Source organism: Marinobacterium sp. MBR-109 (assembly GCF_040547565.1).
In the GTDB taxonomy this organism is placed as follows: domain Bacteria; phylum Pseudomonadota; class Gammaproteobacteria; order Pseudomonadales; family Balneatricaceae; genus Marinobacterium.
Window position 1 is genome coordinate 229,605 of the sequence record NZ_JBEPPZ010000004.1, and the last position, 11,461, is coordinate 241,065.

General features: G+C 54.1%; 8 protein-coding genes. 3 read left to right on the forward strand and 5 right to left on the reverse strand.

All coding sequences use genetic code 11. The features are described from left to right. Positions 1-119 precede the first annotated feature (119 nt). The 3 genes from ABIE60_RS07660 (at position 120) to tal (ending at position 3,515) form a co-directional block, all read left to right on the forward strand. Complete coding sequence (locus tag ABIE60_RS07660; protein WP_354468849.1) at positions 120-1,334, forward strand: OprD family outer membrane porin; 1,215 nt, start codon at positions 120-122, stop codon at positions 1,332-1,334. 164 nt (positions 1,335-1,498) lie between these two features. Beyond that, entirely contained in the window at positions 1,499-2,530 is a 1,032-nt protein-coding gene (gene dusA / locus ABIE60_RS07665; protein WP_354468850.1) for a tRNA dihydrouridine(20/20a) synthase DusA, read from the forward strand. Positions 2,531-2,567: 37 nt separating this feature from the next. After that, complete coding sequence (gene tal / locus ABIE60_RS07670; RefSeq protein WP_354468851.1) at positions 2,568-3,515, forward strand: transaldolase; 948 nt, start codon at positions 2,568-2,570, stop codon at positions 3,513-3,515. A 19-nt stretch (positions 3,516-3,534) separates the two neighbouring features. Here the strand turns inward: tal and ABIE60_RS07675 are convergent, their stop codons facing one another. From ABIE60_RS07675 to hrpA, 5 genes are all read right to left on the reverse strand, one after another. Next, a complete protein-coding gene (locus ABIE60_RS07675; RefSeq protein WP_354468852.1) occupies positions 3,535-4,020 on the reverse strand; it encodes an STAS domain-containing protein in 486 nt (161 codons plus the stop codon). Beyond that, positions 4,017-5,186, reverse strand: a complete 1,170-nt coding sequence (locus ABIE60_RS07680) for a PP2C family protein-serine/threonine phosphatase (protein ID WP_354468853.1) — start codon at positions 5,184-5,186, stop codon at positions 4,017-4,019. The genes ABIE60_RS07675 and ABIE60_RS07680 overlap by 4 nt, the downstream gene beginning before the upstream one ends. A 71-nt stretch (positions 5,187-5,257) precedes the next feature. Beyond that, the gene (locus ABIE60_RS07685) at positions 5,258-5,962 is read right to left on the reverse strand and encodes an MlaA family lipoprotein (protein ID WP_354468854.1); all 705 of its coding nucleotides are present in this window, start codon (positions 5,960-5,962) and stop codon (positions 5,258-5,260) included. Between the two features lie 199 nt (positions 5,963-6,161). Next, the gene (locus ABIE60_RS07690) at positions 6,162-7,223 is read right to left on the reverse strand and encodes a porin (protein ID WP_354405927.1); all 1,062 of its coding nucleotides are present in this window, start codon (positions 7,221-7,223) and stop codon (positions 6,162-6,164) included. A gap of 322 nt (positions 7,224-7,545) precedes the next feature. Next, positions 7,546-11,460 carry an ATP-dependent RNA helicase HrpA gene (gene hrpA, locus ABIE60_RS07695; RefSeq protein ID WP_354468855.1) on the reverse strand — a complete coding sequence of 1,305 codons (3,915 nt, stop codon included), beginning with the start codon at positions 11,458-11,460 and terminating at the stop codon, positions 7,546-7,548. Between the last annotated feature and the right edge of the window lies 1 nt (position 11,461).

An 11,461-nucleotide genomic window follows, 5' to 3' on the forward strand; every position in this document is an offset into this window, starting at 1 on the left:
CCGCACGTTTGAGCTAAAAGGTGCATTTTATTACACTGCGCCCCGTTCAGTCTGCTGCCAACGCCAAATTTGGCGAACATAAATCTGCAGATCTTCTTATTCAACAGGGTACAGCCACGATGAATACACTAAAAAAACCACTCGCCATTGCATTGGCCGGTTGCTGCATGATCGCCACACCAGCTGCCTTTGCCAATGAGCCGAGCCTGGATATCAACCTGCGTACGCTTTACTTCAACCGTGATTTTCGTCAGGGCACCGCGGAAGACCGCGTAGCCGCTTCGCAGGCCGTGCGCGTTGATTATGCTTCTCCCTATATCAACGATGTGATCGGCTTTGACGCCTCCCTGTTTGGAGCCCTAAAACTGGATGGCCGCGGTGGCGATGAAAGTATCGGCATGCTTAAAGCCGATGGCGATGACACCGAGAGCTATGCCAAGCTGGGCCAGGCATTCATCAAACTGAAACTGGGTGACGTCACCGAGCTGCGTGCCGGTCGCATGGTTCTCGCGACCCCCCTGTTATACGATGACGACTCTCGCTCAACCCCCAGCTCGACCCAGGCGATCAAGCTGGATACTCAGTTGGGCGGCGCTGACCTGTATGCCATCTACAGTGATCGTGCTGTCAACATGGCCGAAACCGACTTTGACAAGTACGAAGCCAACGGTGAAGAGTACGACCTGTATGTACTCGGCGGCAGCTACAGCTTCAATAACGGCCTGAGCGTCCAGGCAGCTCACGGCATCGCTGATGACTACCTGCGTCAGACCTACCTGAACGCATCCTACCCGTTTGAACTGAACAACGGCGACAGCATTCTGGTGGATGCACACTATTACTACGGCACGGATGACGGCGACCTTTACGGCCGTGATTATCAGTCCAGCCTGTTCAATCTCGCAGGCCGCTACACGACTGGCGACCTGACCATGACACTGTCTTACCAAAACATCGGCGGCGATGACGGTTATGACTACAGCTGGGACGGTTTCAACAACGACAACAATATTCTGATGGTCTGGAACTCTGTTCAATATCTGGACTTCAACAGTGCGGATGAACAGTCACTGCAGGTTCGCGCCGACTACAACGTGGCTGCCTTGCCGGGCCTGAGCCTGATGGCACGTCATACCGAAGGCTGGGATATTGATACCGCTACCCAGACCAACGCCAAAGAAAGCGAAACAGATCTGGAAGCGCAGTATGTGTTTCAGGGCAGCTCACTGGAGGGCCTGTCCCTGCGTGCCCGCATTGCCCATATTGAAAGCGAGCAGTTCGACAACGTTGACGAAGTACGCCTGATCGCCAACTATGGTTTCAGCGCTTTCTGACCACCTCTTTGACCTCTCTACAGGCCCCTTTTGGGGCCTGTTTTGTCTCTGCGCCCCGCCGAATCATCCTGCCAGCTGTGCTATAGTAGCCGCCTTGAACGCCGCGCCCCAGAACAGGGCCCTTCCAAAGCGTCAGCGACTTGAATCGAACAGAACAGGCAGTAATGAACGCAGATCAGGCACTACACACACACTACGTTTCCGGTCATTCCTTCATACACGACAGTGTCCGCCGGCGGTTCTCTGTTGCGCCGATGATGGATTGGACAACATCCGATTGCAGAGTCTTTCATCGCCTGATCTCAGACCACGCTCTGCTGTACACCGAAATGGTAACGACAGGCGCGCTGATCCATGGTGACGCCGCACGCCATCTTGACTATCACGCCAGTGAGCATCCAGTCGCGCTGCAGCTGGGCGGCAGCCATCCAGCCGAACTTGCTCAATGCGCCCGCATGGCGGAAGAGCGGGGTTATGACGAAGTGAACCTCAATGTGGGCTGCCCCAGCGACCGGGTACAGAACAACATGATCGGCGCCTGTCTGATGGCTCACCCGCAACTGGTGGCGGAATGTCTGGGCGAAATGCAGGCCGCAGTGCGTATCCCGGTTACAGTCAAACATCGACTGGGCATTGACGACCTGGACAGTTTCGAGCACCTGCACCGCTTTGTTGAAACCGTCCGCCAAAGCGGCTGCACCAGCTTTACCATACATGCACGCAAGGCGATCCTTCAGGGCTTGAGCCCCAAGGAAAATCGCGATATCCCACCACTGATCTACGACCATGTTTACCGCATAAAGGCCCTATATCCTGAGTTGGAGATCATCATCAACGGCGGCATCAAAACACTTGCCGAGTGTGACCACCACCTTGAGAAGGTTGACGGCGTAATGATCGGCCGTGAGGCCTACCAGAACCCCTGGCCACTGCTCAGTGAAGTTGATCAGCGCTATTTCGGCAGCTGCCACCCGGTACGCAGCCGTATGGATATTGCCGAAGCATTCATTCCCTATCTGGAGCAGCGCCTGGCTGCAGGCGCTCCCCTGTATGCCGTTACCAAACACTTGCTTGGACTTTTCCATGGCCAAAGGGGGGGCAAGCAGTTCCGCCGCTACCTGAGTGAAAACGGCCATGCCCGCGAAGCCGGCGTCAAAACCTTTCAGGCCGCTTTGGCGCTGGTCAGCCGCGACTGAACCACCGAATGTATATCGCTTTCACAGGAAACTTCCGATGAACCAGCTTGAACAACTGAAACAGATGACCACAGTAGTGGCCGATACCGGCGATATCGACGCGATTCGCCGCTTTGCGCCCGTGGATGCCACCACCAACCCCTCACTGCTGCTGAAGGCTGCACAGGATACAAAATATGCCCCCCTGCTGGATCAGGCACGCCAATGGGCCAGCCAGCATGACGCCAGCACTTCAGAACAACTCTCGCTGATGACGGATCGTTTCGCCGTACTGATCGGTCGCGAAATTACCCAGCTGGTACCAGGACGCATCTCCACTGAGGTGGATGCACGCCTGTCATTCGATACAAACGCCACCGTTGCGAAGGCCCGTGAGCTGATCAGCATGTACGAAGCACTGGATATTCCGCGCGCGCGGGTACTGATCAAGATCGCCTCCACATGGGAAGGCATTGAAGCCGGTCGACAGCTCGAACAGGAAGGAATCAACTGCAACCTGACCCTGCTGTTCGGATTTGCCCAGGCCCGAGCCTGCGCCGATGCCGGCATCTATCTGATTTCACCTTTTGTCGGCCGCATTCTGGACTGGCACAGGGCACGGGAGCCCGAAGCGGATTTCAGCCTGCAACGCGACCCCGGCGTACAGTCCGTAAGCCGAATCTACCATTACTACAAGGCGTACAATTACGACACCGTGGTGATGGGGGCGAGCTTCCGCAACATTGGTGAGATTCAATCGCTGGCGGGTTGCGATCGCCTCACCATAAGCCCCACGCTGATGCAGGAGCTGGCGGACACCGAAACCCCGCTGCACCGTGCTCTGTCAGCCGACAGCAGCAGTGATGATCCGCGCCTGCAACTGAACGAAAGCGACTTCCGCTGGGATATGAACGAAGACGTGATGGCACAGGAAAAGCTGGCAGAAGGGATTCGAAACTTTGCCAAGGATCAGATCAGACTGGAACAGTTACTGGCCGGACACTGAACCACGAAGGAGAGCAGTCCTAGCGACAGCTCTCCAGTGTTGCCACCAGGTCCTTAAATGCGTTGCGATTGGAGTCGTTCAGGTCAATTAATACCTTGTGCGCATCGAGAATGCGCTCACGCACTTCATCCTCTGATTCCTGCACAAAGGGCACCTGCTTCAGATCGCATCGACTGGTAGGCAACTCTTCAAGCAGCACAAACACACGATCAAATCCCATACTATAAAGGATACGGGTGATATCCCCATTGGTTGAGACCAGTGTTGGCAGCGGCATGCCCTTTTCTCTCGCCTTGATGGCCAGCTTTGCTATCAATCCGAGGGAAGTACTGTCGATGTTATCCGTCTCGGTCAGATCAACCAGCGTATCCGAGACATCCTCGCGCTCAAGCACAGCTTCAAGGTGCCGCTCAATGGTCGAACAAAGGGTCAGGCGAACGTCGCCAACAAATTTGAGAACGTAGTGCCCGTCGCGGCACGCGTAATAGATCGCCCCATCACTCATAAAGACTCTCTGCGTACAGTCATGATCGCCACATCATCGGGGTGTCCCCGCCCGGCCGGCATCATACTCTGCAAAAACTCGGCTGGCGACCCATATTTTGCACTGCACATACCCAGCAGCGTCCGTTCTTTTTCTTCAAGTGTCTCACCATCGAGCACTTCAAGCACGCCATCGGAAAAAAGGGTCAGGGAAAAATGGCTGTCAAGTACACAGTCCAGCTCATCGAACACAGGCTCTTCAAACAGCCCGAGCGGCATTCCCCGGCCCTCCAGATAACGTATCTGCCCACCCTGCTGCAGAATCGGCAGTGGATGATGACCACCTACAGCATAGCTCAAGGTTTGCGTTTCATGGTTGATCAGGCCTACAAACATGGTCAGATGCTTACCCAGTGACGTCAGCAGCATCTCACGATTGATGCGGTGCAGCGTGGCAGAGGGGGACAGAATGTCAAAGCTTGAATTACGGCGATAGTTACGCAGCAACCGATGCGTCATGTTTTTCAGCAACACCGTCACCAGCGCAGAGGAAGCACCGTGCCCGGACACATCCGCCAGGTAGAACAGGCTCAGCTTGTCACTGATCGCAAAAGCGTCAACAAAATCGCCGCTGAGCAGCAGGGATGGCTGCAGTACATATTCATATTCGATACCGTTGATCTCCTGCTGCCGAGGCGGCAACAGATTCTGCTGTACCTGCTGGGCAGCATGCTGATCTTCACGCAGCTCATCCAGGCTGCGCTCAAGACTGTCGCGCAGACTGCCAACCTCTTCGATGTAGCGCGCTCGCTTCAGCTGTCGCTCAACCGAGTGAACAAACAGCTCGGGGTGCAGATCCAGCTCACCCGACACATAGACATCATCAGCACCGCTGCGCAGTGCCGCCACCAGATTTTCGGCGGTGCCTTCATTAATCAGAGCAATAAGCGGTTTGGGATTAAGTCGCTGCGCTATTCGATCCATCAGCAGACTGCTGCCTACCGAGGCCAGATCAAAAATAATCAGGGAGATATCGTAGTGATCGAGCTGTTGATCAGCCTCTTCCGTATCGCGACAAACGATAAGACGCAGGCGTTGGTGATCACACTGCTCACAAAGGTCGAAGATACGGTCGATGGTATGGGTGCTGGCTGAGAGCAGCAGCACCCGCTGGTGGTGTAAACCCATTAATCAGCCATTCAGAGACTCGAATTTCAGAGTCTCAACAGTAGCCACAACAGAGCCCGGTTGCAACTGAATCAGAAGTCAGTTTCGTAATCGACACTAACAGTCTTATCGTTAATCTGATATTCACGACGTTGCATATACGCATCACGAATAAAACTGTATTTGTCGCCACTGATGATCTGCTCAGCCTGAAGCAACCGGCTGCGAGTATCAATCAGGCGCAAACCGTAAAGCGCATTGCGGTCTGACGTGTCACCGACCTGGCGTACAGGGTCGACAGCACTATCCGCGAGCAGTGAAATACCGTCACGCGGGTTACTTGGCCCCAGCAGCGGCAGCACAAGATAAGGCCCCGAAGGCATGCCCCAGTAACCCAGCGTCTGACCGAAGTCTTCAGGCTTCTGGGCTATTCCCATCGGTGTTGCCACATCAATCAGACCAAACAGACCGAAGGTTGAGTTGAACGTAAGGCGAGCAAAGCTCTGACCGGCCGCTTCAAGCTTGAACTGCAGAAGATTGTTCAGCAGATTGCGCACATCGCTCAGGTTATCGAAGAAATTACTGACGCCCTTTTCGGCAATGTCAGGCGTGACATAACGGTATCCCTGCGCCAGCGGCTTCAACGCATACTTGTCCACGCCTTCATTGAAGTTGAATACCGGGCGATTAAAGCCTTCCCAAGGGTCAACTTCGCTGTTCGCCGACAAAGGGGCAGCAATAGCCGCCAGTGAAAAACCGGTTACCAGAAGCCCTGTACGCAGTGCAGATTTCAGCATGCTCGATCCTTAAAAGCTGACATGAGAATGTGGCAATTCTATCTCGGGGGGCAAACAGAGTAAATGAGCTCACTTAAACTAAGCCAAGTAACAGCTATTCAACCAAATATACCCAATAACATTGGATTGATAATATCTCTAATAACGCAAAAAGGCTCCCGAAGGAGCCTTTTTCGCAAGGAACTAATATCAAGCGATATTAGAAGTCCAGACGGTAGCCGATCATCCACAGATCTTCAGCAACACGCTTGCCACTCAAAGTAGATGAAATTGCAGCAGCTTCTTCGTCGAAGTCAGTGTAACCAACCCATGCATAGCCACGGTTACCCAGCTTCTGCTCAACCTCAATACCCCACTGATCTCCATCGTCTGAATCATTAACAAGACCAGAACCGTAAGGGGTAGACAGTGCACCATTCAGATCAGCTTCAATGTTACCGTAACGAGCTTTAAGAGCTGTTGCACCGATCTGGTACTGTGCCGCCAGTTCCCAAACTGTCAACTCAGAATCGCCTGCAAACGTGTAGGCATTCTGGTAAGAAGCATAGGTAGCAGCCTTGTCTTCACGCTCTTCATATTTAGCAGAAAGAGTCAGGTCAGCGATCTTGTAAGTAGCACCCAAGCCCCAAATTTCAGACTCATATGCACCATTCTCAACATTACCGTAAGAAGCAGAAACGCGGAGGCCTTCGACGCCAGTGTACTGGGCACCAAGGTTGTATCCGTCTACGTCATCGTCGAAGTTGTTATCGCTGTCGCTACCAGTGCTAGCAATAACTGCACCAGCTACAACCTGAAAGCCACCCATTACCGGAGAAGCATAAGCCAGAGTGTTGTCGGTACGCTTGTGCCACTGGTTACCCAGCGCAAAAGCCTCGCCGAAATCAGCATCAGCACCCTGGAAAATGTTTGTATGGCTGTTAACCATAGTGTAATACGGGTGGTACTGGCGACCTACCAATGCAGTACCCCAATCGCCCGTCAGACCCATCAGAGCCAAACGAGCCTTGAACATGTCGCCACCGTTATCAACAGTTGCAACGTTAGCTTCCCAGTTGAAGAGACCTTTGGTATTTTCCAGACCAAGATCTACATCACCTTTGATACCGATACGGGTGGATTCATCACGCAGGTCCATATCAGCGCCGTCAGCACCTACCAGACCCATACGGAAAGAACCGTACAGAGTAGCATCAGCCTGAGCGACCATCGGAGCAGTCAGAGCACCAGCAACAGCCAGAGCAATCAGTGACTTTTTCATCAACATTTCCCCTTCATTCAACATACTAGTAGTGAATTCTAGTTTTTCTCAGCACTATTAGTGCTATCAGCAAAAATACTATAAATCCAGATTATTGCAAACCAATGAAAGCAAAAAGTTCCGTAACTTTATACTTTTACTGGTCCGATGTTGCCTGGTAACTGCACATCCCTTGCAAGGTTCTCTGCTGAGAAAGGCTCGCGTCCGGCTGAGCAACTACCTAAATTGGCGGCATTACAGCACAACTGATGCCGCGTTTCAACATTTTCAGTCCCTGCACCGGTTCAGTGCGTGCTTTTTTGACCGGCATCAGGGCAGCACCTCAAAGCTCGGCCAATGCCTGCTTCAGGCGCTTCTCGGATACCGTCAGTTTTGTGCCCAGCTGCTGGGCAAACAGGGATACCCGATACTCTTCCAGCAGCCAACGGAAGCGCCCGAGCGCCTCGGGCAGCTCGTGCCGGGCACGGTACTCCTGCTCCTTTTTTTTATATTGCTGCCAGAATTGGCTTAATTGATCTGACAGCAGGCATTGCTGGCGGAGATCGCGCTGATATTTTTCCAGCCGGATTTCAATCGCCTGCAGATAGCGCGGATACTGTTGCAACCACTCCTCTTCTGTACGACTAAGGTAGTGCGGATGCATCAGTTCCGCCAACTGCTGCTTAATATCATTCAGGACAGGCACAGCCTGCAGGTTAATACGGCCACCCAGTTGTTTGTTAATACGGTGCACTGATTGATGACACTGCAGCACAAACTGACCAATCTGCGCCACTTCATCGGCAATACTGCCTCGCATCTGTTCACGCAGGGCATCAAAGCGATTTTCATCACGCGGCAGATTGTCGGGGTCAAGCCCGGACGCACGCCGTGCCGCCAGCAGCAGAACCTCATCTTCCAGCCTTTTGCGCTCAAACAGCTTTCCGGTCAGGATCAGGCTCTGGTTCAGCTGCGGGATATCGCGGCGCAGGTATTTGAGTTGTTGTGCCGGCAGTGACAACAGCAACAGTCGGCAGATGCCCAGCAGGCTTTCCTGCTGAGCCAGATCGGGAGAAGGCATTACTTTAAGTTCAATACTGTCCTGCCGATCAATCAGGGCAGGCCAGACTTCGACTTCGATACCACCTGCCTGACGCAGTCGCAATGACGCAGGCAACTCACCAAAATCCCAACCGGTAATACCGATTTTGCCCCATTGTTGTGACGGCCCTGCCTGCAGTGCCGCTTCAGCCTTGTCACCGAAGCGACGGTTAAGCGCGTCCCAGTCACGCCCCTCCCCCACGACCCGATCCTTTTCGTCACGCAGGCGCAGGTTGAATCGATGATGCGGCTCCAGCTCTACATCACGCAGGGTATCGGCATCAATTCGTATACCGGTCATGCGCAGCAGCTGAAGCGCCAATGCTTCGTACAGGTCACCCTCTGCAAACACCACTGCAGCACAAAAGGCTTCAACATAATTGGGTACAGGTACATAGTGCTTGCGCAATGACTTGGGCAGCCCCTTCAGAATCGCTGTCACCTTGTCCGCGAGCATCCCCGGCACCAGCCACTCCAGCCGTTGCAGCGGTGCGATACGCAGCAGTGCCAGGGGCAGCTCCAACGTCACGCCGTCATCCTCGGCACCTGGCTCAAACTGGTAGCTGAGTTTAAGCCGGGCTCCCTCCAAATCCAGATGATCCGGGTATTGGCGTGCTGTTACATGAGCTGCTTCACGCTGCAGGATATCCTCTACACGCATAAACAGCGCTTCGGGGTTATCCTGCTCAACCTGTTTGCGCCAGTGCTCAAAGCCCTTGCCGTTGACGACATGAGTGCCCTTCAACTCCTCAAAGCGCTGGGCATAGAAAGCGTACAACTGCTCCTCGTCAACCAAGAGGTCGCGGCGGCGTGACTTGTCCTCCAGCGCCTCGACACTGGCCAGCAGTTCACGGTTATGCTGGAAGAAGGCGGCACTCGTTTGATACTCACCTTCTACCAGCGCCGCGCGAATGAATATTTCATGGGAGGCAACCGGATCGATGGCGCCATAGTTGACCTTGCGCTTGGGCACAATGATCAACCCGAACAGGCTGACCTGCTCAGTCGCCACAACCTGAGCACGCTTTTTCTCCCAGTGCGGTTCCATCCATGTTTTCTTGATCAGATGCCGAGCCGGGGCTTCCACCCATTCAGGTTCAATCCGCGCCACCTGATGTGCAAACAGCTGACTGGTTTCCAGCAACTCTGCCGCCATGACCCACTTGGGAGCTTTCTTGAACACCCCCGAAGCCGGAAATATCTTGAAGCGACGGTTACGCGCACCCAGATACTCGCCTTTCTCCTGTTTGAAACCGATCTGGCTTAGCAGCCCAGCCAGCAGGGAACAATGCATCGCCTTGTAATCCGCTGGCTCGGTATTTTCCTTCAGGCCCAACTCACGGATGCTCAGGTGCAGCTGGCGGTGTACATCACGCCACTCACGCAGACGCATAAAAGAAAGAAAGCTTTTCTGACACCAGCGCCGCAACTGGCTCTGGCTGAGCGCTTCGCGCTGTTCATTGTACAGATCCCACAGATTGACCAGCGAGACGAAATCAGACTCCTCATCACTGTGTTCCTTGTGCTTCTGGTCTGCAGCCTGGCGTTTGTCATGCGGGCGCTCACGCGGATCCTGTACGCTGAGTGCACTGGCAACTATGATCACCTCACGCAACGCATCCAGCCGGCCGGCCTCGATCACCATGCGTGCGATGCGCGGGTCCACGGGCAGCCTTGCCAGCTGCCGCCCAATCGGTGTCAGGTTGCGTGAACTGTCGACAGCGCCCAGTTCCTCCAGCAGCTTGTAACCATCATTGACCATGCGACTGTCGGGCGGATCAACAAACGGGAAGTCTCGGACATCACCCAACTTGAGCTGCAACATCTGCAAGATAACAGCTGCCAGATTGGTGCGCCGAATCTCGGCGTCAGTAAACTCGGGTCTACCGAGAAAGTCTTCCTCGAAATAGAGGCGGACACAAACACCCGGCGCCACACGACCACAACGACCAGCGCGCTGATTGGCGCTGGCCTGGGATACGGCCTCAACCGGAAGTCGCTGCACTTTGGAGCGATAGCTGTAGCGAGAGATACGCGCCAGACCGGGATCAATTACATAACGGATACCCGGCACAGTCAGCGATGTTTCCGCCACATTGGTCGAAAGTACAATGCGACGCCCCGCAGCCCGACCGCCATGAAACACCCTGTTTTGTTCCGCGAGTGACAAACGCGCATAGAGTGGAATGATTTCAGTGTCACGCAGTTGAGCCTTACGCAACAGGTCGGCGGTTTCACGAATTTCACGCTCACCCGGCAGAAATACCAGAATATCACCGGGGCCTCCATTTCGCTTGGCGCGATCAATTTCGACCAGCTCATCCACCGCTGCCAGAATTCCCTGCTGCAGGTCCAACGCCTTCTCATCCTCACCCTCCATTTCATGCAACGGGCGGTAAAGAACATCAACAGGATAGGTGCGACCGGATACTTCGATCACCGGTGCATCATCAAAGTGCTTTGAGAAACGCTCCAGATCAATGGTGGCTGAGGTGATAATGAGCTTGAGGTCAGGTCGCCGCGGCAACAGACGCTTGACGTAACCAAGCAGAAAATCGATGTTGAGACTGCGCTCATGGGCTTCATCGATAATCAATACTTCGTACTTATCAAGAAAACGATCATGCTGGGTTTCAGCAAGCAGAATACCGTCGGTCATCAGCTTGATCTGGGTATTGTCACTTACCTGATCATGGAACCGCACCTGATACCCCACACGCTCGCCCAGCGAAGTTTTCAGTTCTTCGGCAATACGAGCAGCAACGGTACGCGCCGCCAATCGGCGTGGCTGGGTATGGCCAATCAGGCCGCGGCAACCCAGCCCCAACTCAAGGCAGAGCTTGGGTATCTGGGTGGTCTTTCCGGAACCGGTCTCGCCAGCGATCACAACCACCTGGTGCTCAGCAATGGCCTTGAGCAGTTCCTCACGACGCTCCGATACCGGCAGGTCAGGGTATTCAGGCTTTGCAGGTAAGGCTTTCAAACGCTCGACCTGAGCCACTGAAGCGTCAATCTGTTCATTCAGGCGTTGCAGGAGATCCGGATCCAGCGTTTGAGTATTACGCTGCAAACGGTTGAGATCTCGCTGCAAGCGGAAGCGGTCCACGAGGCGAACCTGCTGCAGCCTCTGTTTCAAGCTAATAATGGAGTCAGACAAA

Coding starts and splice junctions, on each gene's coding strand:
- ABIE60_RS07660 (WP_354468849.1), top strand. CDS start 120: ATGAATACACTAAAAAAACCACTCGCCATTGCATTGGCCGGTTGCTGC.
- dusA (WP_354468850.1), top strand. CDS start 1,499: ATGAACGCAGATCAGGCACTACACACACACTACGTTTCCGGTCATTCC.
- tal (WP_354468851.1), top strand. CDS start 2,568: ATGAACCAGCTTGAACAACTGAAACAGATGACCACAGTAGTGGCCGAT.
- ABIE60_RS07675 (WP_354468852.1), bottom strand. CDS start 4,020: ATGAGTGATGGGGCGATCTATTACGCGTGCCGCGACGGGCACTACGTT.
- ABIE60_RS07680 (WP_354468853.1), bottom strand. CDS start 5,186: ATGGGTTTACACCACCAGCGGGTGCTGCTGCTCTCAGCCAGCACCCAT.
- ABIE60_RS07685 (WP_354468854.1), bottom strand. CDS start 5,962: ATGCTGAAATCTGCACTGCGTACAGGGCTTCTGGTAACCGGTTTTTCA.
- ABIE60_RS07690 (WP_354405927.1), bottom strand. CDS start 7,223: ATGAAAAAGTCACTGATTGCTCTGGCTGTTGCTGGTGCTCTGACTGCT.